Origin of the sequence: Micromonospora sp. C81 (genome assembly GCF_018070425.1) — a bacterium.
Lineage (GTDB): Bacteria > Actinomycetota > Actinomycetes > Mycobacteriales > Micromonosporaceae > Micromonospora > Micromonospora zamorensis.
Map to the genome: position 1 here is coordinate 128748 of NZ_JAGPXS010000014.1, position 23883 is coordinate 152630.

Consider the following 23883-nt stretch of genomic DNA (forward strand, 5'->3'; position numbering starts at 1 on the left):
ACCCGTCGTCTGTGGCGGGCTGGCTGTCGGGTCCGGGCGATCGGGTGGCCAGGCGGATCGGGCGGGTCCCGAGGTAAGCTAAGCGGAGGCAGGCCTCCGGGATTCCGGAGGGGTGCCTCCACTAAGTTAGCGGAGGGTTGCCTCCGGTTGCAACCAGGACGAGGTGACGCACGTCATGACCAGCGCGGGGCAGGTGCCCGAGGTGTTCGCGCAACGCCCGAAGCGGGCCGACGCACGGCGCAACTACGACGCTCTGGTCGCCGCCGCGCGCGACGCGTTCGCCGAGAACGGCGCCGCCGCCTCCCTGGAGGACGTGGCCCGACGGGCCGGGGTGGGCATCGGCACGCTCTACCGCAACTTCCCCAGCCGGCGGCACCTCTTCGAGGCCGTGTACGTCGAGGAGGTCCGGGCGCTGAGCCGCTCCGCCGAGGACCTGGCCGAGCTGCCACCGTGGGACGCGCTCGTCGCCTGGTTGCACCGCTTCGTCGCGTACGTCGCCACCAAGCGGGCGCTTGCCGAGCATCTGCTGCACGACTCGGAGATCTTCCGGAGCTGCCGGACGGAGATCTACTCCGCCGGCGAGCCGCTGATGCGTCGCGGCCAGGCCGCCGGCGTGGTCCGTGACGACATCGGCTTCGACGACGTGGTGCGGCTGATCAGCGGCCTCACCATGGCCCAGTTCCCGTCACCCGAGCAGCGCGACCGGGTGCTCGGCGTGGCCCTGGACGGGCTGCGCGCCTCCACCCGCTGACGCTCGCCCGCCGACCGGTCAGCGGTCGACCAGCAACAGCCACCCGTCATCGAGCTGCTGGACCACCGCGCCCGCCGGCCAGCGATGACCAGGGTCGACCACCGCCCGGGCCTGATCGACCTGCGGTGGCCGGCTGAACTGCGTGTCGCGGAAGCTGGCCATGCTGTGGAACCGGGCCCGGCCGAAGTTCGCGGCGTCGGTGAAGCGGGCCTGGTCGAACAACGCCTCCGCCCCGAACACCGTCCAGCGGAACAGCGCCATGTTCGTGAAACGGGCAGCGTGGAAGTTGGCCGACCGGCCGAACTCGGTGTGCTCCATCGACAGGGCGCCCTCGAAGACGGCTTGCCGGAACGTGGTGGAGTCCTCGAAGCGGGTCGCGTCGAAGCTGGTCGGCTGACCGAAGGTCACCTGGCGAAACGAGGTGTGGCCGGCGAAGGTGGACCGTCGACAGGACAGGCCGTCGCTGAACGTGGCCCCGTCGAAGGTGGCCTGACCGCTGACGCGGACGCCGTCCAGCAGGACCTCACCGTCGGCCGCGACGCCCTCGAAGACCACGTCGCCGAAGGTCGCCGCCCCGAGCAGGACACGCCCCCGCACCGTCGCGCCCGCGAAGGTGGTCGTGCCGGTGAACGCCGTCGCCGTGAAGTTCGCGTCGACCAGCGTGCAGCCCGCGGCGTCGAAGTCGACCAGCATGGCGCCGGTCAGGTCCAGCACCACCTCCGGCCAGTGGGCCACGTCGTCCGCCCGCAGGTGGCGGGTCAGCACACGCTGCGCGGTGCGCCGGACCTCCGTCTCGCGCGGCTCGTCGTCGGGCGCCGGCATCCGCAGGTACGCGCAGAGCACCGCCCCGATCGTCGGGCGCTGCCCCGGGTTGTCCTGACCGAGGCGTTCCAGCGCGTGCAGCCCGCCGAGGCGTACCGCCGCGCTGTCGTTGCCGAGCAGCTCGACGGCCCGGGTGTAGAGCTCGGTCAGTCGACGTTCGGCGGCGTCGTGCTCGGCGGCGGTGGACTGCCGGTCCTGTTGGCGTTGCGCGGCCTCGGCCACCGACTCGGCGTGCGCCTGCACCCGGTCGCGGTGGGCCTGGTCCCGGGCGGCGACGCTTTCCTGGTGCCGCTGCGCGCGTTCGGTGATCCACTGGCGGCGGGCGGCCAGGAGCAGGGCGAGACCTCCGCCGGTGCCGGCGACCACGGTCAGGCCGGTGCGGATCGCGTCGATGCGCAGCGTGGCGCGGGTGTCCGGCTGGCTGGCCCGGTCGGCCTCGGTGAGCAGCAGGTCCAGCACCAGCCAGCCCAGGGCGGCGGCGAGCAGCAGGCCGACCAGGACCAGCCACCAGGGCATCACCTGTAGCTGGCGCTCGGTGGGTTCGTCGGCGGCCACGGCCACAGCATGCCATCCGCCGACCCCGGGGTGCGCACTCCGGGCCGGCGGTCCGATGTGGAGAGCTGCGATTTGCGCGTTTGCGCCCTCGCCGGGACAACGGGTTACTGGCGCGTAACAAGTCATTGACGTTTCTGAATTGTTGCGGGGATGATCGTCGCACGGTCGACCGGACACCCCCACCCACCTGCCCGGTACGCCGGGTGCCTCCCCCCGGAGGTGCAGCCATGCTGCTCCGAAAGACCGCCCTCGTCGTGTCCCTCGTCGCCGCCGCCCTGTTCGCGTCCGCCGGCACGGCGACCGCCGCCCCCGCCGATCCCACCCCGGCTCCCGTCACCCCCGAAGCCTTCGCTGCCGCGGCCGCGGCCAACCCGGTGATCGTGGTCGGCGGGCTCAGTGGCATCGCGGTCGCGTACGAGCCGATGGCCGCCCGGCTGCGCGCCGACGGCTACCGCACCTTCATCTACCAGTTGCCCGGGCTGGGCCTCGGCGACATCCCCACGTCCGCCCGCGCGTTCGCCACCTACGTCGACCAGGTGCGCGCCAGCACCGGTGCGGCGACAGTGGACGTCGTGGCCCACTCCGAAGGCGGCCTGGTCAGCCGCTACTACCTCAAGCGGCTCGGCGGCACCGCCGCCATCGGGCGCTACGTCAGCCTCGGCACACCGCAGTACGGCACCTACGTCGCCAACATCGTGGCGTTCCTCGGGCTGGGCAGCTGCGCCGGCGTCGTGGCCTGCCAGCAGATGACCATCGGCTCGGCGTTCCTCGCCGACCTCAACGCTGGCGACGACACCCCCGGCGCGGTCCGCTACACCACCATCCGAACGCTTCAGGACGAGCTGGTCCGGCCGACCGGGAACGCCGTGGTCAACGATGGTGCGACCAACGTGCTGATCCAGACGTATTGCCCGCTGCGGGTGGTGGGGCACCTCGGCCTGGTGCTCGACGGCACGGCGTACACCATCGTGCGTGGCGCCCTGGTCGACGGCCCGGTGCGACCCAACTGCCTCGCGCTCTGACCGGTCCACGGGGGTGGTCCCGACGGGACCACCCCACGGGCCCACGACGGTGAGTGTCGGGTCGGCGACGGTACGGCGAAACGGGATCGCGGACGCCGTCGACTGACACCGACGGCGTCCGCACCGGTGGGTCAGCTCGCCTTGGCGAGCGCCTCGAACTCGTCGTCGGTGAGCCGCACGTCGGCAGCGCCCAAGTTCTCCTCCAGGTGCGCCACCGAGGACGTACCGGGGATCGGCAGCATCACCGGCGAACGGCGCAGCAGCCAGGCCAGCGCGAGCTGCGCGGGCGACGCGCCGTGCGCGGTGGAGATGGCGTCCAGCGGGCCGCCCGGGCGGGCCAGCTCACCGGTCGCGATCGGGAACCACGGGATGAACGCGAGGTCGTTGCGCTCGCAGTACTCCAGCACGTCCTCGGCGCTGCGGTTCGCGAGGTTGTACAGGTTCTGCACCGACGCGATCGTGGTGATCGCCCGGGACTCCTCGATCTGCGCGACGCTCACCTCGGACAGACCGATGTGCTGGATCTTGCCCTCCTCGCGCAGCAGCGCCAGCTCACCCAACTGGTCCGCGAGCGGCACCTTCGGGTCGATCCGGTGCAGCTGGTACAGCGGGATGCTGTCCAGACCGAGGTGCCGCAGGCTCAGCTCACACTGCTGGCGCAGGTACTCCGGGCGGCCCAGCGCACGCCAGTCGCCCGGACCGGAGCGGCTCAGCCCGGCCTTGGTCGCGATGACCAGGTCATCGGCGTACGGGTGCAGGGCCTCCCGGATCAGCAACTCCGAGACGAACGGGCCGTACGAGTCGGCGGTGTCGATGAACGTCACGCCCATCTCGACCGCGCGGCGCAGCACCCGAACCGCCTCGGCCGGGTCCTTCGGGTCTCCCCAGACACCCGGGCCGGTGATCTGCATCGCCCCGTAGCCGAGCCGGTTGACGGTGACGTCGCCACCGATGCGGTACGTGCCGGACGCCTTCGCGGGCTGCTCACTGATGTTGGTCGCCATTGGCCGATCCCCAATCGTCGTGTCGTGGGGCGTGGAAAGGCCCACCCGCCACCAGATAGATCATCCCCCGGCAGCCGGCCGGTATTCCGCTCGTCGGCCGACTGTGTGCGTGGACACCTCACCCGCAAGCCGTCGGGCGGTCGCCTGGAGTCCGCGCCGGGCATTGCCCGGAAGCTGCCGGTACGACCGGGGCGTCCGTGCGACGCTGGCCGGAGCCGGTGCCTTCCGGCGCGACGGCAGAGGGAGCACCCATGGCGGGAGTGCCGCAGGTCAACTTCGCGCTCGACACGTACGAGTGCATCGTGATCTATCCCGGCGCGGCCGGACGGGTCCTGCCCGCCGAGACCGTGCAGCGGTTGCAGGCCGAGCACGCCGAGCACATGCAGGCGCTACAGCGAAGCGGCATCATCCTGGTCGCCGGTTCGGTGGACGGGCCGGCCCGCGAGCCCGAGCCACCGATCGGCTTCGGTCTGGCCCGCACCGGCAGCGTCGACGACGTCCGCAGCGTGCTGGAGGCCGACCCGGCGGTGCAGGCCGGGCTCTACCGGGTGGACGTGCTGACCTTCCTCTGCCCGGCCGGATCCCTGGAGTTTCCGCTGGTGAAGACGGAAAGCTGACCACCCGGTCAATCGACGGCTGTCGTGATGGCGACGGCGCTCGGCTGCCTGCCGGTGTTACGGTCGCGCCCAGCGAGGGCCGCCGCCGGGGCGTACCCGGAAAGCCTTGGGTAGGCCCCGGTCGAGGAGTCGCCATGATCTCCGCCGCCACCCCCGATGTCGCGACGGCCACCACCCGGCTGCGCGCCCTGCTCGGCGACCGGCTGCACGAGCCGGGCGATCCGGCGTACGTCACCACCACGACGCTCTGGAACGGTGCGGTTCAGCGCACGCCGGTCCTGGTGGCCCAGTGCCTGGACGCCGACGAGGTGGCCGACGCCGTCCGCGTCGCCGCCCAGTGCCACCTGCCGCTGTCGGTCCGCTCCGGAGGGCACGACTGGGCGGGTCGGGCGCTGCGCGACGGCGGTGTGGTGCTCGACCTGACCGGTCTGCGCGCGGTCGACATCGACGTGGACGCGGCCACGGTCACCATCGGTGGCGGCGTCACGGCCGCCGGTCTGCTGGCCGCCGCCCGCCCGTACGACCTGGTGGTGCCCACCGGCACCGTCGGCGACGTGGGCATGGCCGGGTTGGCCCTCGCCGGCGGGTACGGCCCGCTGTGCGGCCGGTTCGGGCTGACCCTGGACAGCCTGCTCGGCGCGGAGGTGGTCCTCGCCGACGGCCGCCGGGTCACCGCCGACCCTCGACACGACGCCGAGCTGTACTGGGCGCTGCGCGGCGGCGGTGGGAACGTCGGCGTGGTCACCGAGCTGCGTTTCCGCGCGCACCGGCTGCCCGGCGTGCTGGCCGGCATGATCATGTTCGCTCTGGCGGAGGCGCCGGCCGTCCTGCGCGGCTACGGCGCGCTCATCGCCGAGGCACCGGACGAGCTGACCGTGATGACCGGCTTCCTGCCCGGCCCGGCCGGCGAACCGGTCATCTTCGTCTGCCCGTTCTACAGCGGCCCGGACCTGGACGCCGGGCTGCCGTGGATGGATCGGCTGCGCGCGCTGGGCACCCCGCTGATCGACCAGATCGCCCCGATGCCGTACGCGGACGCGCTGCGGATGTTCGACGGCGGGATGGTCGACGGCAACCACTACCTGCTGCGTACCCGCTGGCTACCCGCGCTCACCGCCAGCACGGTGGACGTGCTCGTCGACGCGGCCCGGCAGGTCAGCTCCCCGTTTTCCGCGCTGGCAGTGCACCACTTCCACGGCGCGGCCACCCGGGTCCGTCTCGCCGACACGGCGTTCGGCCTGCGCACCGACCACCTGCTGACCGAGATCATCGCGGTCTGGGCACCCGGCGACCAGGCCAGACCACACCGGGAGTGGGCCGAGCACACCTCGGCCGCACTCGCACCGCACGCCCTGCCCGGTGGCTACCCCAACCTGCTCGCCCCCGAGGAGACCGACCGGGTCCAGCTCGCCTACGGCGCGAACTGGCCGCGGCTACGCCGGGCCAAGCACCGCTACGACCCGCGTGACCTGCTCACCGCGGTGCCCACCCTGCCCCGGTCGCGGCGCTGATGGTGACCTGCCGCCGGGAGCACCCCGACAGCGCACGCCACCGGAGGCGTACGATTCCCGGCGCGCGGTCGCCGTTGCCCGTCGCCACAACGTTCCCGGTGCGGTTCCACCCGCCGGCCCGACGCGCACCGCGCGTCGTTGGACACATGTTCCGCTGCCTGCAATGGGTCGGCCCCGAGTCCGACCTGAAGGAGAGACTAGCCTGATGGGCGTGACACGCCGCGTAAAGATCGTCTGCACTCTGGGTCCCGCCACCTCGTCCCCGGAGCGCATCCGGGGTCTTGTCGAGGCCGGCATGAACGTGGCGAGGCTCAACTTCAGCCACGGCAGCCACGCCGACCACGAGGCGGTCTATCGACTGGTCCGGGAGGCGTCCGAAGCGGCAGGTAAGCCGGTGGCCGTTCTCGCCGACCTCCAGGGCCCCAAGATCCGGCTCGGCAAGTTCGCCGACGGCCCGCACGAGTGGCGCACCGGCGACTCGGTCGTGATCACCGGTGACGACATCATCGGCACCAAGGAGCGGGTCTCCTGCACCTACCAGAAGCTGCCGCACGAGGTGAAGCCCGGCGACCGGCTGCTGATCGACGACGGTCGCGTCGCCGTCGAGGTCACCGACGTCACCGGCAACGACATCCGCTGCCTGGTCACCGAGGGCGGCCCGGTCTCCAACAACAAGGGCGTCTCGCTGCCCAACGTGGCTGTCAGCGTGCCCGCCATGTCGGACAAGGACGCCGAGGACCTTCGCTTCTCCCTGGGCCTCGGTGTCGACCTGGTCGCGCTGTCCTTCGTCCGCTCGGCCGAGGACATCAAGCTCGTGCACGGCATCATGGCCGAGGAGGGCGTGTTCCGCCCGGTCCTGGCCAAGGTCGAGAAGCCGGAGGCGGTGGAGCACCTGGAGGCCATCGTGCTGGCCTTCGACGGTGTCATGGTCGCCCGCGGTGACCTCGGTGTCGAGATGCCACTGGACCAGGTGCCCCTGGTGCAGAAGCGCGCCGTGCAGCTGTGCCGGGAGAACGCCAAGCCGGTCATCGTGGCCACCCAGATGCTCGACTCCATGATCGAGAATTCCCGCCCCACCCGGGCGGAGGCCTCCGACGTCGCCAACGCGGTGCTCGACGGCGCGGACGCGGTGATGCTCTCCGGCGAGACCAGCGTCGGCAAGTACCCGGTGCTGACCGTCAGCACCATGGCCAAGATCGTGACGACCACTGAGTCCGGCTCGATCGGCGTGCCCCGGTTGCAGCACGACCCGCGTACCCACGGCGGCGCGCTCACCGTCGCCGCCTCGTCGATCGCCCGGGCCATCAACGCCAAGGCGCTCGTCGCCTTCTCGCAGACCGGCGACACCGTCCGACGGCTGTCCCGCCTGCACTGCGACCTGCCGCTGCTGGCCTTCACACCGGTGCCCGAGGTGCGCGACCAACTCGCCCTCTCCTGGGGCGTGGAGACCTTCCTGATGCCGTTCGTGCAGCACACTGATGACATGTTCCGTCAGGTCGACCAGGCGCTGCTGGGCCTCAACCGGGCCAACCCGGGTGACTACGTGGTGATCGTGGCCGGTAGCCCGCCCGGCACCCCCGGCTCGACCAACACGCTGCGCGTACACCAGCTCGGGTCGCTGGTCGACGCGGCGTCGGCGCGGGCGCTGCAGTGAGCGACGGTCGGGTCGCGGTCGGCCAGGCCGCGGTGGACCAGCTCCTGGAAGTGCTGGACCTCGACCCGACCGGGGACATGACCTTCCGGGGGATGAGCCCACCGGTCGGCCCACAACGGGTGTACGGCGGCCAGGTCGCAGGTCAGGCCCTGGTCGCCGCCGGCCGCACTGTCGACCCGGAGCGCTTCGTGCACTCGCTGCACGGATACTTCGTCCGCCCCGGCGACCCGGTCGAGCCGATCGAGTACCAGGTGGAGAACATCCGCGACGGCCGGTCCTTCTCGGTTCGCCGCGCGGTCGCCCTCCAGCACGACAAGCCGATCTTCTTCATGTCGGCGTCGTTCCAGCGGGCCGAGGAGGGTCTGGACCACCAGGTCATCGCCCCGCTGGACGTACCCATGCCGCAGGACGTGCCGACGATGACCGACCGGCTCTCCCGCTACCCGGAGCGGCTGGGCATCTGGGGCCAGATCCCGCGTCCGATCGACGTGCGCTACGTGGGCGAGCCCGGCTGGGTCCGTCCCGGTGACCGGCCCGCCGACCCGCACCAGCGGGTCTGGATGCGCATCGACGGCAAACTGCCGGACGATCCGCTGCTGCACGCCTGCGCGCTCACCTACGCCTCGGACCTCACCCTGCTCGACTCGGTGCTCTCCGCGCACGGCGAGGTGTGGGGGCCGGGCGGGCTGGTCGGCGCCAGCCTGGACCACGCGCTGTGGTTCCACCGGCCGTTCCGGGCCGACGAGTGGTTCCTCTACGACTGCCTGAGCCCGTCGGCGTCCGGCGCGCGTGGGCTGGCCACCGGCCGGATGTTCACCACTGACGGCCAGCAGATCGCCAGCGCCGTCCAGGAGGGCCTGCTGCGCCGCGTCGGCGCCTGACCTTCTCGATCATCCCCGCCAGGCGCGCGTCCACTACGGCCGTGTCGTGGCGGGGATGAGGCGGGTCAGGCCTGGTAGATGGCCTCGCCGGCGATCTCGATCTGCACCGTCTTGCCGACCAGCACTCCGCCGCTCTCCAGGATGACATTCCAGAGCAGGCCGTAGTCCTCGCGGTTGATCTCGGCCGTCGCGCTGAATCCGAAGATGTTCTGCCCGTACGGATCACGACGGGTGCCACCGAAATTCACCTCCAGGTCGACAGCCCGGGTGACTCCCTTCGCCGTCAACTCACCGGTGAGGACGAATCGTCCGGGTGTGCTGTCGGACTGCGGCGGAACAATGTGACTCCGGCCTCGTCCGCCCAACCGATGGTTGCGCAGACGGGCCCACTGGAATATGGGGTCCTCAGTGCCCTGCCATTTGATTCCGGTGCTTCGATATTCGAGAGTGGGATAGCGCTCCACATCGAGGAAGTCGGCACTCTTCAGATGTGTGTCCCGGTCGACACTGCCGGTGGTGATGCTGGCCGACATTATGGTGGCCGTCACAGAGGAGAGCAGCGGATCCTCCGCGACGATGATCTCGGCGGTGGCCTCGGCGAACTCGCCGCGCACCGGGCTCACCATCATGTGCCGGGACAGGAAACCGATCCGCTTGTGCGCCTGATCGAGAAGATAGGTGCCGGCGACCGGGATGGTCATGCCATCCCAGGTGCGTGTGGCGACATCGGTCATCGTATTGCCTTCCCCCCGAGCACACCCGGGTGTTTATCTATATCTTGCCGGCGGCCACGTAAATGGCCAGACATTCGTACTCCCGCCCAGCATAAGGACGCTCCAGAACAGCATTTCGGCCCCCACCGTGAGGTGGATCATGACGCGCTTCACCGCTGCGCATCGGTGGCGGGAACGGGCGCGAGCGGCACGGGCTTCCATCGATGCGTACCCGATCGGCCGAGGGTCGCCCGCCCAGCCGGCTGACCAGCGACTAACCTTGCCGGCATGCGCCTATCCGCCCGGGTCGACTATGCCCTCCGCGCGGCCGCCGAGCTTGCCGCGACGGCCAGTGGTCCTGGGCGCGGCCGGCCGGTCACGGCCGACCAGATCGCCCGTGCCCAGGAGATCCCGCCGAAATTCCTGGAGAGCATCCTGTTGCAGCTGCGTCGCGGCGGCATCGTGCACGCCCAGCGTGGCCCGGAGGGCGGCTACTGGCTGGCCCGCCCCGCCGAGGAGATCTCCCTCGCCGAGGTGATCCGGGTGATCGACGGGCCGCTCGCCCACGTACGCGGGCAGCGTCCCGAGCAGCTCGGCTACCACGGCCCGGCCCGGGCGCTCCAGGAGGTCTGGATCGCGCTGCGGGCGAGCGAGCGGGAAATCCTGGACCTGGTCAGCATCGCCGACGTGGCAGCCGGCACCCTTCCCGCACGGGTCACCGAGCTGGTCGCCGACCCGCGCGCCTGGATCTGAGCGCCGCCCCGCTCAGACCCGCCCCCCCGCTCAGACCCGGCGTCACCCGCCACCCCGCACCGCCCGGCGGCCTCTGCCGCGATGCGCGCCCTTGACGTCGTTTTCGGCGGCGCGCCGCGTCTGTTGTCCTCGCAGTGCGGCCACTGGTTACGTCATCCGTGGTGCGGCGCGGCGTGATGTCGTCTCTCGTGCCGTCTCCGCAATGAGGCGTCCCATCCACCGATCGGGGGCTTGACCCTGGCAGCCCCGTGCCGCATTGTCGACCAAGTCGATAGGAGATGCCGAAAAGTCAGGGGGCGCTCGTGCGCAAGCTGCTGGTCCTCGCTCTGGTCGGGCTCGTCGCGCAGTTGATCGACGGCTCGCTCGGCATGGCGTACGGGCTGACCTCGTCCACCCTGCTGCTGGTCGCCGGGGTAGCCCCGGCCGCCGCCTCGGCCTCGGTGCACCTGGCCGAGATCGGCACCACCCTCGCCGCAGGCGTCGCGCACTGGCGGTTCGGCAACGTCGACTGGCGGGTGGTGACCCGCATCGCCCTACCCGGCGCGATCGGCGCCTTCGCCGGTGCCACAGTGCTCAGCTCGATCTCCACCGAGGCGGCAGCGCCGTGGATGGCTGCCATCCTCTTCACCCTCGGCGCGTACCTGCTGATCCGCTTCGCCCGACCGCTGCGCACCGATCGGGTCGGCGGCCGTCTCCGCGGTCGTTTCCTCGGCCCCCTCGGCCTGGTCGCCGGCTTCGTCGACGCGACCGGCGGCGGCGGTTGGGGCCCGGTGGCGACACCGGCACTGCTGGTCTCCGGCCGCATGGAGCCCCGCAAGGTGATCGGCTCGGTGGACACCTCCGAGTTCGTCGTGGCCGCCGCCGCCAGCGTCGGTTTCCTGATCGGGCTGGGCACCGAGGGGTTCCTGCTGCCCACCGTCGCGGCACTGCTGATCGGCGGGCTCATCGCCGCCCCGCTGGCCGCCTGGCTGGTGCGCATCGTCCCCGCCCAACTCCTCGGCGCGGCCGTCGGCGGCGTGATCGTGCTGACCAACGCCCGCACCCTGCTCCGCTCCGCCGACCTGGACGGCCCGGTCCGCCCCATCACGTACGCTCTGTTGGCCGCCGGCTGGCTGGCCGCCCTGGTGCTGGCCGTGCGGGCCCTACGCCGGACCCGCCTGGCCCGCGCCGAAGCAACGACCGCCGAGGCTGCCCCCGACGCCCTTCCTGCTGCTCCCGCCACTCCGGCCGCGGTGGTCGCGGGCGAGTTGGCCGCGACGGGTACGCCCAACCCGCGCTGAACGCGCGCCACACCCGCGTGATCATGCCGCGCCGTGCAGATCGCACGGGGAGATCGCACAGGAAGATCCGCGCAACATCAGGGATGTTGCTGCCTCCCGCGCGCCGGAGACAGCAACATCCGGGAAGTTGCGCGGATCTTGGTGCGGGGCGCGGGGCGCGGGGCGCGGGGCGCGGGGCGCGGGGCGCGGGGCGCGGGGTGCGGCGGCGGGGGAGAGGGCGTCAGGGGGTGAGCAGGTCTTTGGCCGCGTGGGCGAGCAGCGTCCAGGCCTCGTCGACGTGCGCTTCGGTGGTCTGCGGGGAGCCGATGGCCATGCGCAGCGTGTAGCGGCCGGCGACCCGGGTGTGTGTCAGGTGCACCCGCCCGGTGTCGTTCACCCGGGCCAGCAGTGCGGCGTTGACGTCGTCGTCGGCGCGCAGTCGGAAGCAGACCAGTGAGAACGGGTGTGCCGCCGCCAGCTCGAAGCGGTCGTCGGCGCGCACCCGATCGGCGAACTGGGCGGCGAGCGCCACCCCGGAGCGGATGTGGGCCCGGAGCCCTTCGGCGCCGTACCAGCGCAGCACGAACCACAGCTTCAGGGCCCGGAAGCGCCGGCCCAGCGGCACCTGCCAGTCCCGGTAGTCGATGACCGCGCCGGAGTCGGAGGCGGCGTTGCGCAGGAACTCCGGCAGCACGGTCAGCGCCTCGATCAGTTCGGCGCGGTCGGCCACCCAGAACGCGTCGCAGTCGAAGCCGGTGAGCAGCCACTTGTGCGGGTCGAAGCAGTACGAATCGGCGTGCTCCAGGCCGGCGTGCGACCACCGCAGCTCGGGGCAGACGGCGGCGGAGCCCGCGTACGCGGCGTCGACGTGCAGCCAGATCCCGTATTCGGCGCAGATCGCCCCGATCTCGGGCAGTGGGTCGATGGCGGTGGTGGAGGTGGTGCCGATGGTCGCCACCACGATGGCGGGAACGTCACCGGCGGCCAGGTCGGCCTCGATCGCCGTACGCAGCGCGTCGGGTAGCAGCGCCTGGGTGTCCGGGTCCACCTCGATGGACCGGACGCCGTCGCTGCCCAGCCCGGCGATGCGTACGGCCTTCTCGATGGAGGAGTGGCCGTGGGTGGAGGTGTAGGCGCGGTAGCGCCGGTCGATGCCGGTGTCGCGCCAGCGCCCTCCGCTGGCCCGGTGCAGTGCGGTCAGGGTGGCCACCAGCGTCGCCGAGGAGGCGGAGTCCTGGATGACCCCGCCGCCGCTGCCGGTCGAGCGGAACCGCTGCGGCAGGTCCAGCAGGTGGGCCAGCCAGTCCATCATCACCGTCTCCAGCTCGGTGCAGGCCGGGCTGGAGGCCCAGAGCATGCCCTGCACACCGAGCCCGGAGCTGACCAGGTCACCGAGCACGCTCGGGCCGGAGGTGTTGGCCGGGAAGTAGCCGAAGAAGCCGGGGTGCTGCCAGTGGGTCAGCCCCGGTACGACGATGGAGTCCAGGTCGGCGAGGACCGCCTCGACCGGTTCGCCGCCGGTGGTCGGTGGCGTGGCGGGGAGGGCGGCGGCGACGGTGCCCGGCGGGTCGGACGGGGCGACCGGTCGCTGTTCGACAGTCGCCCAGTAGTCGGCGATCCAGTCGACGACGGCGTGGCCGGCTCGGCGGAACTCGTCGGGGCTCATGTGTGGGGCGCTCACACCCACGAGTTGATCAGGTGGCGCCTGACGGGGCAAGACCTGAAAATGAACGACGGTCGTCGATATTGCGTACCGGAAAGCGCTTGCCTTACGATGCGCGGTGAGCCGGATCCGTGAGTTCCAGGGCGTTCAACCCCGATCAGATCGCCGTCCGCCGCAGTCGCGGCCGGGCCGGTCCACTGTGCTTCCCGGGCAGGGTCAGTGGGCCGCAGCGATCATCACCGGATCCCCGGAGGCAGTCCATGCACCCGTCCAGACATCGGCTGATCCTGCTCGCCGGTACGACGGCCGCCGCCGTCGTGGCCGGCACCCTCGGCACGGTCGCCGCTTCGGCCGCCGCCGTCGGCTGCCGGGTCGACTACCAGATCACCAACCAGTGGCAGGGCGGTTTCGGCGCCAACGTCACCGTCACCAACCTCGGCGACCCGGTCAACGGGTGGGCCCTCACCTGGTCGTACGCCGCCGGGCAACAGGTCACCCAGGCGTGGAACGCCGCCGTCACCCAGTCCGGTGCCCAGGTCACCGCCCGCAACGTCGACCACAACGCCGCCATCGCGACCAACGGCACCGCCACGTTCGGCTTCAACGGCTCGTGGACCGGCAGCAACCCGGTGCCGGGCAGCTTCGGGCTCAACGGCACCACCTGCACCGGCGCCCCACCCACCGGCGAACCGACCACGCCACCCCCGACCACGCCACCCCCGACCACGCCACCACCCACCACTCCGCCGCCGTCGGCTGGCGTTTTGCAGATGGAGAACCTGGACCGCGGGTTGATCAGTGTCCGCTCCGGCAGCGGCAACCTGGTCTCCTGGCGGCTGCTCGGCACCGAGACCTCCGGGGTCGCGTTCAACCTCTACCGGGGGGCGACAAAGGTCAACGCCAGCCCGATCACCGGCGCCACCAACTACCTCGACAGCGGCGCGGCGGCCGGCTCGGCGTACACCGTGCGGGCCGTGGTGGACGGCGCCGAGCAGGCGGCGTCGGCACCGGCGTTGCAGTTCGGCGCGGGCTACCTGGACGTGCCGTTGCAGGTCCCGGCCGGCGGCAGCACCCCCAGCGGCGAGAGTTACAGCTACAGCGCCAGCGACGCCTCGGTGGGTGACCTCAACGGCGACGGCAGCTACGAGATCGTGCTCAAGTGGGAGCCGTCCAACGCCAAGGACAACTCCCAGTCCGGCTACACCGGCAACGTCCTCGTCGACGCGTACACCCTCGGCGGCACCCGGTTGTGGCGCGTCGACCTGGGCCGCAACATCCGCGCCGGCGCCCACTACACGCAGTTCCAGGTGTACGACTACGACGGCGACGGCCGTGCCGAGGTGGCCATGAAGACCGCCGACGGCACCCGTTCCGGCACCGGCCAGGTCATCGGCTCGTCGTCGGCGGACCACCGCAACTCCAGCGGCTACGTGCTGTCCGGTCCGGAGTACCTGACCATGTTCAACGGGCAGACCGGCGCGGTGCTCTCCACCGTCAACTACGACCCGCCGCGCGGCACCGTCTCCTCCTGGGGCGACTCGTACGGCAACCGGGTGGACCGGTTCCTCGCCGGCACCGCCTACCTCGACGGGCAGCGCCCCTCCCTGATCATGGCCAGGGGTTACTACACCCGAGCGGTGATCGCGGCCTGGGACTTCCGTGACGGCACGCTGCGCAAGCGCTGGACGTTCGACTCGAACGCCTCCGGCAACGGCGCCGCCGCCGGGCAGGGCAACCACCAGCTCTCCGTCGCCGACGTCGACTCCGACGGCCGGCAGGAGATCGTCTACGGGGCCGCCACCATCGACGACAACGGTCGGCTGCTGCACTCCACCGGCAACGGGCACGGCGACGCCATGCACGTCGGGGACCTCGACCCGGGCCGCGCCGGCCTGGAGGTGTTCAAGGTCGACGAGGACGCCAGCAAGCCCAGCTCCTACTTCGCCGACGCCCGTACCGGTCAGGTCCTCTGGTCCACGCCGGCCTCCGGCGACAACGGCCGGGGTGCCTCCGCGGACATCTGGGCCGGCAGCCCCGGCGCGGAGTCCTGGTCGTCGGCGGCCACCGGGCTGGCCAACACCCGGGGGCAGAACATCGGCCGCAAGCCGTCGTCGGCGAACTTCCTCGCCTGGTGGGACGGTGACCCGGTGCGGGAACTGCTCGACGCCACGAAGATCGACAAGTACGGCACCGGTGGCGACACCCGGCTGCTCACCGGCAGCGGGGTGGCGTCCAACAACGGCACCAAGTCCACACCGGCGCTCTCCGGCGACATCCTGGGCGACTGGCGTGAGGAGGTGATCTGGCGAACCACCGACAGCCGGGCGTTGCGCGTCTACAGCACGCCCACACCGACCAGCACGCGGATCCACACCCTGATGCACGACCCGCAGTATCGGGTGGCGATCGCGTGGCAGAACACCGCCTACAACCAACCGCCACACCCGGGGTTCTTCATCGGCAACGGGATGGCCGACCCGCCCACCCCGAACATCTACCTACGCTGATCTGACCCCTGGTGGTCCCGAACGGGGCCGCCCAGGGTGGCAGGCACCGGGCCGCAGCCGCGGAATCCGCTCAGCTCCGGCCCGGTGCGCCACACCGCGGCATTCTCGACCCGTCCCGACCGAGAATGCCGTACCACCACCGGCACCAACATTAGGCACCGTCCGGGTCGGCCGGGTGACGCTGACGTGAAGATCGTGTTTCACGCCGCCCGGTGCAGACCGCCCGCCACCTGCTCGGCAATCAACTCGTACGACCGCACCCGGTCCTCGACGTCGTACACGAGCGTGGTCAGCATCAGCTCGTCCGCGCCGGTGCGCTCGATCAACTCGGTCAGCTGCCGGCGTACCGTCTCCGGCGAACCCATCGCCTGACCGTCTCGGCGTTGCAGGACGAACTCCCTCTCGAACTCCGAGTACGGGTACGCCGCCGCCTCGTCCGGCGTCGACAGCGGCTCCGGCCGGCCCGAGCGAAGCTTCAGGAACGACAACGCGCTGGGCCCCGTCAGCCACTCGGCCCGCTCGTCGGTCTCCGCGCACACCGCGTTGACCGCCACCATCGCGTACGGCTTGTCCAACCACTGCGACGGCCGGAAGTTCTGCCGGTACAGGGCCAGCGCAGGCAGGGTGTTCGCCGAGCTGAAGTGGTGCGCGAACGAGAACGGCAGGCCGAGGAGACCGGCGAGCTGGGCGCTGAAACCGCTGGAACCCAGCAGCCACACGGCCGGCTGCTCACCGTGACCCGGCGTGGCGACGATCTGCCCTGGCTTCTCCCCGCTGAAGTAGTTCATCAGGTCCGCCAGCTCGCGGGGGAAGCCCTCCGCCGACAGGCCCTCCATGGTGCGCCGCAACGCCAGCGCGGTCACCTGGTCGGTGCCCGGCGCCCGGCCGATACCGAGGTCGATGCGACCGGGGTGCAGCGCCTCCAGGGTGCCGAACTGCTCGGCCACCACCAGCGGCGCGTGGTTGGGCAGCATCACCCCACCCGACCCGAGGCGGATCGTCGAGGTGTTCGCGGCCAGGTGCGCCAGCAGCACCGCGGGCGCGGAGCTGGCGATCGCCGGCATGTTGTGGTGCTCGGCCACCCAGAACCGGTGGTAGCCCAGCTCCTCGGTGCGTCGGGCCAGCTCGGTGGTGGCCTGCAACGCCGCGCCAGCGGAGGTGCCCTTGGCGACCGGGGCAAGATCAAGAACAGACAACGGTACGGTGATCACAAGGTCAACCAACCCGTCAACGGGCGGCTTTGTTCCGCCACGCGGGTTTTCGTCGGCCAGCTCACCCGCTGCTCAGCCCATCCCGCGCGCCTGCTCGAAGATCAGACTGGTCTGGGTGTGCTGCACCACAGGGTCGACCGCCAGATGGTCCAGCACGAAGTCCCGCAACGCGTCACCGGACGCCGCCCGCACGTGCAGCACGTAATCCTCCGCGCCGGCCACGTGGAACACCGACACCACCCCCGGCAGCCGCACCGACCGGGCCCGGAACGCGTCCACCGCCGCCCGCTCGTGCGCCGTCAACCGCACCGACACCAACGCCTGCAACGGCAGGCCGAGCGCGGCCGGATCCACCTCGGCGTGGAAACCACGGATCGCGCCACGCTCGCGCAGCGCCCGCGTACGCGTCAGACACGTCGACGGCGCCACCCCCACCCGCTCGGCGAGGGCGTTGTTCGGCAGACGACCATCAGCGGCCAGCTCGCTCAGGATCGCGCGGTCCACCTCGTCCAGGGCCGGATACGGCCGCACATCGTTCGGCTCAGGAGGCATCCCGCCATCATCGCCCGAATCCGCCACCAAAACCAAGCCGATCGACAGAATGATCTGCCGAACCATTGCCCATCAGGCAGTAGATGTTCGACGCTACCGGCATGACAACGGTGGACACCCGGGCCGTACACGCCGGCCGCGACGACCTACGCGCCCTCGGCGTGCACGTGCCACCCATCGACCTGTCGACCACCAACCCACTGCCCTCGGTCGACGACGGCGGCGCCGCGTACGAGCAGCTCGCCACCGGCGGCACCCTCCCCGCCGAGGGCGGCGCCGTCTACCAACGGCTCTGGAACCCCACCGTCGCCCGCTTCGAAACCGCCCTCGCCGAACTGGAGGGCACCGCCCAGGCCGTCGCCTTCGCCAGTGGCATGGCCGCCCTCACCGCCACCCTGCTCGCCGCCGCCCGCGACAACCGCCGGCACGTCGTCGCCGTCCGGCCCCTCTACGGCGGAACCGACCACGTCCTCGCCACCGGCCTGCTCGGCACCACAGTCACCTGGGCACGCCCCGACGAGGTCGCCGCCGCCATCCGCCCCGACACCGCGCTGATCATCGTCGAGACACCCGCCAACCCCACCCTCGACCTGGTCGACATCGCCGCCCTCGCCGCCGCGGCCGGCGACGTCCCGCTGCTCGTCGACAACACCGTCGCCACCCCCGTACTGCAACAACCCGCCCGACACGGCGCCACCCTCGTCCTGCACAGCGCCACCAAGAGCATCGGCGGGCACGGCGACGTGCTCGCCGGCGTCGTCGCCTGCGACGCCGACTGGGCCGCACGACTACGCCAGGTCCGCGCGGTCACCGGCGCGATCCTGCACCCACTCGGCGGCTACCTGCTGCACCGCGGCCTGCAAACCCTGCCGCTGCGGGTCCGCGCCCAACAGGCCAGCGCCGAGAAACTCGCCGGCTGGCTCGCCGACCACCCGGCCGTACACCGGGTGCACCACCCCTCGGTGTACGACCCGGCGGCGCTGGTCGGCCGGCAGATGGCCGGACCCGGCAGCCTGCTCGCCTTCGAGGTACGCGGCGGCGCACCCGCCGCGGCCGCCGTCACCAGCGCCTGCCGCCTCATCACCCACGCCGTCTCCCTCGGCGGCGTCGACACCCTCATCCAGCACCCCGCCTCGCTCACCCACCGACCCGTCGAGGGAGACGCGAAACCCGTCGCCGCCCTGCTGCGGCTCTCGGTCGGTCTCGAAGACCCCGAAGACCTGCGCGCCGACCTCGCCCAGGCCCTCGACACGATCGCCTGACGGGCCCGGTCAGCGCAGCTCGCGGTTGCCCAACACCCGACGCGGCGAGCCCTGCCGAGCCACCCGCAGCATCGCCCGACCGATCCCGTCGGTGGTGGTGACCTGGTTCGGCAGCAACCGACGCAACACCGGAAAGAGCGGCCGCGCGACCGCGTACCCGAACCGGTACAACCGGGTCTTCGACACCGCCCCGTAGGTCGGCTGGATGAAACCGGGACGCGCCGCGTAGCCGTTGGGCAGCAACTCGACGATCGCGTTCTCGGCCCGACCCTTGACCCGCGCCCACATCACCCGACCCCGACCCGACGAATCGGTGCCCTGGCCCGACACGTAGACGAACGTGACCTGCGGGCTCACCTCCGCCAACAACCGTGCCGCCGCGAGCGGGTAGTCGTAGCTCACCCGCGTGTACGCCGCCTCGTCCAGACCCAGAGAGGACACGCCCAGGCAGTAGAAACACGCGTCCACACCGGTCAACTCGGCGCGCACCGAATCCAACTCACCCACGTCCGCGACCGTGAGCTCCCGCAGCTTCGCGTCCTGCCGACCGGTCGACCGGCGACCCACAGTCAGCACCTCCCGCACGTCGTCGGCGAGCAGGCACTCCCGCAACACGCCCTGGCCGACCATGCCGGTCGCACCGAAGATGACCACCCGCATCAGTTCCCACCCCTGTCGTCGACCCCGCTGCCGCCTGGCGGCCAGGCTCCCACGGTCGGTGTGATCCGCGCGGTACCGGTCAGGACTTCGGGCCCACGTGCCGGTCCAACACGGCGACCGCGCCCCGTCGCGCCACCGAGAGCGAGTTGCGCCGGTTCATCCGCCAGTCGATGCCCAGCAGGTCGAGGCCCCACTGGCACAGCCGCATGATGTCGGCCGACTCGTTGACGAACATGTACCGCGGGTAGACGTACGCCCTGCCGCGCACTGTCACCCGGTTGGCGACGCGGCAGCCGTCGGAGTGGAACAGACCGCGCAGGAAGTCACCGGGGTGGTTTTCCAGAATCGGTCGCTGCCAGTCGGCCAGGACGATCGGCCTCTCGTGCTTCTTACCGGGGCCGTGCTGCGGGAGCAGGCACGGCCAGTGCACACCGTAACTCTGTACTCCCACGCAACCCTGTTTCTGGACACGCTGCACCTTTGCCGCGAGCACGGCCCGCATGGCGACGTCGCACGCCTCGATCAGCCCTGGCCATGCGTCGGAGCAGTAGATGCGCAACACCGGCACGCGTGCCGTCGTCACCAGGTGGCCATCGCCGAGGTAGAGACCGAGCAGATAGGCATAGGCCTGCGGGTCTGTCGGACTGTCGACACCGTCACGGCAGCGAAAACACCGGTGTTGGGTGCCCTGGAACTTCGTCTCTGGTCGGTCGTTGCACCAGTGCCAGACGGTCCGATAGGGCAGGCCGACCGCACGAGCGGTGTCGGCAACCGTGCCGCCAGCGAGGAAGAGCTGTCGCGCACGGGCACGTATCTCGGGTGGATGCACGAGAAGATTCTCGAACACCCGTACGACAAATTTTGGTGCCCTCGGTGGGATTCGAACCCACACTGTATGGAGTTTGAGACCATTGCCTGCTGCCAGTTGGGCTACGAGGGCGCTTCCCTGATTCAGCACTGACAGGATACCCACTACGCTGAGGGCGGTGACACCCGGCTGGGCGGGTGACGCGTTCGAACTGGTGGGGGTAGGGCTGGTGGCTGAGATGCCGACGGATACCGAGCGCAGGCGCGTACTGATCGCCGAGGACGAGGCGCTGATCCGGCTGGACCTCGCCGAGATGCTGGTCGAAGAGGGTTACGAGGTGGTGGGGGAGGCCGGCGACGGCGAGACCGCCGTTCGCCTCGCCGAGGAGTTGAAGCCCGACCTGGTCATCCTCGACATCAAGATGCCGATCATGGATGGGCTGGCCGCCGCCGAGCGCATCGCCGGTGCCCGGATCGCCCCGGTGATCATCCTGACCGCGTTCAGTCAGCGTGATCTGGTGGAGCGGGCGCGGGCGGCGGGCGCGATGGCGTACCTCGTGAAGCCCTTCCAGAAGAGTGACCTGGTCCCGGCGGTGGAGATCGCGCTGTCGCGCTACTCGGAGGTCGCGGCCCTGGAGGCCGAGGTCGCGAGCCTGACCGACCGTCTGGAGATCCGCAAGGCGGTGGAGCGCGCCAAGGGCGCGCTGATGACCACGTATGGCATGACCGAGCCGCAGGCGTTCAAGTGGATCCAGCGCACGGCGATGGACCACCGGATGACCATGAAGGAGGTCGCCGAGCGGATCCTCGCGGAGACCGCCGGCGGCGAGGTGTCGCAGCAGCCGACCGTCTGAGCGCTCCGCGCGACAACGGGCCGTGTGGGCCGCCGTGAGCGGCCTCCGGTGGTTAGCATCGGCGGATGTCCGTCCGACGGGTGATCGCGGTGTTCGGCCTCTTCACGCTGGTGCTTGCCGGGTGCGACGGGTCGGCCGCGCCCGACGGCGCGGGGTCGGCGACGCCCGCCGCGCCGGCGTTGCGGCCGGCTTGGCAGCCGCTGACACTGCCGGCGCCGCCGGGCGGTGCGGGACGTCCAGTGATACGTGACGCGGCGTCGTGCGCGGATCGGTGGTTCGTGGTCGGTGGCGTCGTCGACGCCGAGGGCGGCACGCGTCCGGCGGCCTGGACCAGTGTGGACGGTACGACCTGGACGCTGCTGCCGATTCGCGCGGAGTCCTTCTACGGTCGGCAGAACGTGTTCCTGTCGGTGGCCTGCCGGGACGGGAAGGCGGCGCTGATCGGCGCGAAGGTCGGTGGCGCGCACGGCTACCCGCGGGTGAGCACCTGGCGGCAGGTGGCTGACGGTGCGCTGCTCGAGGTGCAGGCGTCGTTCGAGACGTACGGCGGGCCGACGGCGGTGAACGTTTCCCGCCTGACGGCGGGTGCGCAGGGCTGGTTGATCGTCGGTAACCGTTCGGCGGGCGCGGCCTCCTGGGTGTCGTCGCCGGACGCGGCGGAGTTCGCGCTGGTCGAGGGTGCGCCGGAGCTGGCGAGTGACGCGGTGGGGGTGACCTGGGCGTTCGACTCGGTGGCGACGTCGTCGGGCTGGTTGGCGGTGGGCGGCCTTCTGCCAGCCGGCCGGATCGACCGTGACCCGGCGGTCTGGTCGTCACCGGACGGGCGGTCGTGGCGGCGCACCGTGCTGCCGGGCGGTTCGGAGTACGAGGAGTTGCAGCGGGTGGTGCTGGTCGGCGGGGTGGCGGTGGCGGTCGGTCTGCGTGGGGCGGTGTTCGGCGCCTGGCGGCAGGAGGCGGAGAGTTGGGTGTCCGCCGGGACGTTCGGGCGGCGGGCCGGGGCCGGGGTGCAGAGTGTGACGTCGCTGGTGTCGTCCGGGGATCGGTTGTTCGCGGCGGTGACGGACGGGGCGCGGCACTCGGTGTGGGTGTCGTCGGACCGGGGCGGGTCGTGGCGGGAGGTCACGGCGCCGCTCGATGTGCCGGCCGGTGTTGATCGGGACGTGACGCTGGTGGCGGTGGGTGACCGGTGGTGGTTGGCGGCCGACGACGGGACGCGGGCCGGGCTGTGGTGGGCGGCCGGTGTGGGCGTCTGAACGCCGACGTTCACGTGGTGCATGGGTCCGGTTGTGGTCCCGCTGAGGCGTTTCAGCAGGTCAATCGGCCTTTTCGGCAGCAGTGCCCGGTCCGGGCGGGTGCGGACGGACTGCGACCCGCCGTGGATTTAAGGACCGTCCGGCGGATTCACCTGTTACGGACATCGACATGATTGCCCACGTCTTCGTAACGGTTTCGCAGACCCAGCGTTCAGGTCTTCCGGGACGGTATGCGGTGTCGGTACGCTCCGCCATCACGAGCCGTAACGCAGGGGCAGTCCCTGCGGGGTGGGTGGAATTGCGGTCTGCTGCTGTCGCCGTCGCAACGGGTCAGCCGCGTCCGCATCTGGAGGAGGTCTGAAGCCGTGAGGCGAAGCTATGTACGGGCGCTGGGCACCGTTGCGCTCGCCGCGACCCTGGTGGTCGCGGCTGGTTGCCAGGATTCCGGTGGCAGCGAGGGTGGAACCGCGTCCGGTGACTGCGGTGGCAAGATCGCGATCTTCGGCGCGTTCACTGGTGACAACGCGGGTCTGGTGATCCCGTCGCTCAACGGCGCGAAGCTCGCCGTGGAGCAGTTCAACGCGGCGAACGCGGACTGCAAGGTCACCATGCAGGAGTTCGACACCCAGGGTGACCCCGCGGTGGCGACCCCGTTCGCGAACCAGATCGCGGGGGACAACTCGTTCCTCGGTGTCATCGGTGGTCACTTCTCCGGTGAGTCGGACGCGACGATGCCGATCTACCAGGCCGCTGGCCTGGCGATGGTCAGCCCGTCGGCGACCCGGACCGACCTGACCCAGAAGGGCAACACGTCCTTCTACCGCGTGGTCGGCAACGACGGCACGCAGGCCGGTGCGGTGGCGAGCTACCTGAAGACCCAGAACGCGCAGAAGGTCTTCATGGTCGATGACGCCAGCGCCTACGGCGCCGGTATCACCGACGAGCTGGGCAAGCAGCTCGGCCCGCTGGTCGTGAACAAGGACAAGATCCAGGAGCGGCAGACGCAGTTCGACGCCACCGTCTCGAAGATCAAGTCTTCGCAGGCTGACTTCGTCTTCTACGGCGGCTACACCCGTGAGGCCGCCCCGCTGGTGAAGCAGATGCGTGCCGCTGGCGTCAACGCCAAGTTCGTCGGTCCGGACGGTCTCTACGACACGGCGTTCCCGAAGGGTGCCTCCGGCGGTGCCGAGGGCGCGATCATCACCTGCCCGTGCCTCCCGGCTGACAAGGCTGGCGGCACCTTCTCTGCCGACTACCAGAAGAAGTTCGGCATCCCGCCGGGCTCCTACGGTGCGGAAGGCTTCGACGGCGCCACCATCTACCTGGACGCCTTCAAGGCTGGCAAGAAGAGCCGGGGGGACATCCTGGCGTTCGTGAAGTCGTACGACAAGCAGGGTGTGTCGAAGTACATCAAGTTCGACTCCAAGGGTGACGTCGACCCGACGAAGGTCGTCATCTGGGCCTACCAGATCAAGGGCGAGGCCATCGAAGCGCTGCAGGAGCTCAAGCTCAGCTGACGCCCCCGCAATGGAGTGCGGCCGGGGTGTTTCACCCCGGCCGCACTCGATTCAA

Annotated in this window: 21 protein-coding genes and 1 tRNA gene; 13 read left to right on the top strand and 9 right to left on the bottom strand. The window is 70.9% G+C overall.

From position 1 onward, the window contains the following. Nucleotides 1-175: 175 nt before the first annotated feature. Nucleotides 176-751, top strand: coding sequence for a TetR/AcrR family transcriptional regulator (locus KBX46_RS22285; protein ID WP_210793919.1), 576 nt, complete (start codon nt 176-178; stop codon nt 749-751). 18 nt (nt 752-769) lie between these two features. Here the strand turns inward: KBX46_RS22285 and KBX46_RS33200 are convergent, their stop codons facing one another. Beyond that, complete coding sequence (locus tag KBX46_RS33200; RefSeq protein WP_210793920.1) at nt 770-2128, bottom strand: pentapeptide repeat-containing protein; 1359 nt, start codon at nt 2126-2128, stop codon at nt 770-772. A gap of 227 nt (nt 2129-2355) precedes the next feature. On the opposite strand from KBX46_RS33200, the gene KBX46_RS22295 reads away from it, so the two are divergent. Further along, nucleotides 2356-3150 (top strand): triacylglycerol lipase, encoded by a 795-nt coding sequence (locus tag KBX46_RS22295; protein WP_099855912.1) that lies wholly within the window; start codon nt 2356-2358, stop codon nt 3148-3150. 131 nt (nt 3151-3281) lie between these two features. Here the strand turns inward: KBX46_RS22295 and KBX46_RS22300 are convergent, their stop codons facing one another. After that, the gene (locus KBX46_RS22300) at nt 3282-4154 is read right to left on the bottom strand and encodes an aldo/keto reductase (protein ID WP_210793921.1); all 873 of its coding nucleotides are present in this window, start codon (nt 4152-4154) and stop codon (nt 3282-3284) included. 251 nt (nt 4155-4405) lie between these two features. Here KBX46_RS22300 and KBX46_RS22305 point away from each other — a divergent pair, with 251 nt between their 5' ends. From KBX46_RS22305 to KBX46_RS22320, 4 genes are all read left to right on the top strand, one after another. Continuing rightward, nucleotides 4406-4771 carry a YciI family protein gene (locus KBX46_RS22305; RefSeq protein ID WP_088949307.1) on the top strand — a complete coding sequence of 122 codons (366 nt, stop codon included), beginning with the start codon at nt 4406-4408 and terminating at the stop codon, nt 4769-4771. A 134-nt stretch (nt 4772-4905) separates the two neighbouring features. Next, entirely contained in the window at nt 4906-6282 is a 1377-nt protein-coding gene (locus tag KBX46_RS22310; RefSeq protein ID WP_210793922.1) for an FAD-binding oxidoreductase, read from the top strand. 205 nt (nt 6283-6487) lie between these two features. After that, a complete protein-coding gene (pyk, locus tag KBX46_RS22315; RefSeq protein WP_088949305.1) occupies nt 6488-7936 on the top strand; it encodes a pyruvate kinase in 1449 nt (482 codons plus the stop codon). Beyond that, nucleotides 7933-8817 carry an acyl-CoA thioesterase II gene (locus tag KBX46_RS22320; protein ID WP_088949304.1) on the top strand — a complete coding sequence of 295 codons (885 nt, stop codon included), beginning with the start codon at nt 7933-7935 and terminating at the stop codon, nt 8815-8817. Before pyk ends, KBX46_RS22320 begins: the two co-directional genes overlap by 4 nt. Before the next feature lie 65 nt (nt 8818-8882). Here the strand turns inward: KBX46_RS22320 and KBX46_RS22325 are convergent, their stop codons facing one another. Then, a complete protein-coding gene (locus KBX46_RS22325) occupies nt 8883-9551 on the bottom strand; it encodes a YceI family protein (protein WP_210793923.1) in 669 nt (222 codons plus the stop codon). A 267-nt stretch (nt 9552-9818) separates the two neighbouring features. Between KBX46_RS22325 and KBX46_RS22330 the strand changes: the two genes are divergently transcribed. After that, nucleotides 9819-10283, top strand: coding sequence for an Rrf2 family transcriptional regulator (locus tag KBX46_RS22330; RefSeq protein ID WP_088949303.1), 465 nt, complete (start codon nt 9819-9821; stop codon nt 10281-10283). A gap of 302 nt (nt 10284-10585) precedes the next feature. Further along, nucleotides 10586-11563: a sulfite exporter TauE/SafE family protein gene (locus tag KBX46_RS22335; RefSeq protein ID WP_210793924.1), complete on the top strand. Its 978-nt coding sequence runs from the start codon at nt 10586-10588 to the stop codon at nt 11561-11563. 220 nt (nt 11564-11783) lie between these two features. Here the strand turns inward: KBX46_RS22335 and KBX46_RS22340 are convergent, their stop codons facing one another. Beyond that, complete coding sequence (locus tag KBX46_RS22340) at nt 11784-13223, bottom strand: pyridoxal-dependent decarboxylase (RefSeq protein WP_307871488.1); 1440 nt, start codon at nt 13221-13223, stop codon at nt 11784-11786. A gap of 242 nt (nt 13224-13465) precedes the next feature. Here KBX46_RS22340 and KBX46_RS22345 point away from each other — a divergent pair, with 242 nt between their 5' ends. After that, on the top strand, nt 13466-15712 hold the full coding sequence (locus KBX46_RS22345) for a cellulose binding domain-containing protein (protein ID WP_210793925.1): 2247 nt from the start codon (nt 13466-13468) through the stop codon (nt 15710-15712). 200 nt (nt 15713-15912) lie between these two features. Here KBX46_RS22345 and KBX46_RS22350 read toward each other — a convergent pair whose 3' ends face one another. Beyond that, complete coding sequence (locus KBX46_RS22350; protein WP_199177177.1) at nt 15913-16923, bottom strand: LLM class flavin-dependent oxidoreductase; 1011 nt, start codon at nt 16921-16923, stop codon at nt 15913-15915. 72 nt (nt 16924-16995) lie between these two features. Then, complete coding sequence (locus tag KBX46_RS22355; RefSeq protein ID WP_088949299.1) at nt 16996-17475, bottom strand: Lrp/AsnC family transcriptional regulator; 480 nt, start codon at nt 17473-17475, stop codon at nt 16996-16998. An 83-nt stretch (nt 17476-17558) separates the two neighbouring features. Here KBX46_RS22355 and KBX46_RS22360 point away from each other — a divergent pair, with 83 nt between their 5' ends. Continuing rightward, the gene (locus KBX46_RS22360) at nt 17559-18737 is read left to right on the top strand and encodes a PLP-dependent aspartate aminotransferase family protein (protein ID WP_210793926.1); all 1179 of its coding nucleotides are present in this window, start codon (nt 17559-17561) and stop codon (nt 18735-18737) included. A 9-nt stretch (nt 18738-18746) separates the two neighbouring features. Here KBX46_RS22360 and KBX46_RS22365 read toward each other — a convergent pair whose 3' ends face one another. The 3 genes from KBX46_RS22365 to KBX46_RS22375 form a co-directional block, all read right to left on the bottom strand. Then, on the bottom strand, nt 18747-19397 hold the full coding sequence (locus KBX46_RS22365) for an NAD-dependent epimerase/dehydratase family protein (RefSeq protein WP_210793927.1): 651 nt from the start codon (nt 19395-19397) through the stop codon (nt 18747-18749). A 79-nt stretch (nt 19398-19476) separates the two neighbouring features. Then, on the bottom strand, nt 19477-20226 hold the full coding sequence (locus KBX46_RS22370; RefSeq protein WP_210793928.1) for a transcriptional regulator: 750 nt from the start codon (nt 20224-20226) through the stop codon (nt 19477-19479). Nucleotides 20227-20259: 33 nt separating this feature from the next. Beyond that, a tRNA-Leu gene (locus KBX46_RS22375) sits at nt 20260-20337 on the bottom strand. A gap of 97 nt (nt 20338-20434) precedes the next feature. Between KBX46_RS22375 and KBX46_RS22380 the strand changes: the two genes are divergently transcribed. From KBX46_RS22380 to KBX46_RS22390, 3 genes are all read left to right on the top strand, one after another. Next, nucleotides 20435-21058 (top strand): ANTAR domain-containing response regulator, encoded by a 624-nt coding sequence (locus KBX46_RS22380; protein ID WP_088951901.1) that lies wholly within the window; start codon nt 20435-20437, stop codon nt 21056-21058. A 65-nt stretch (nt 21059-21123) separates the two neighbouring features. After that, a complete protein-coding gene (locus KBX46_RS22385) occupies nt 21124-22311 on the top strand; it encodes a hypothetical protein (RefSeq protein ID WP_210793929.1) in 1188 nt (395 codons plus the stop codon). A 365-nt stretch (nt 22312-22676) separates the two neighbouring features. Beyond that, a complete protein-coding gene (locus KBX46_RS22390) occupies nt 22677-23828 on the top strand; it encodes a branched-chain amino acid ABC transporter substrate-binding protein (RefSeq protein WP_099855881.1) in 1152 nt (383 codons plus the stop codon). The last annotated feature ends 55 nt before the right edge of the window (nt 23829-23883 follow it).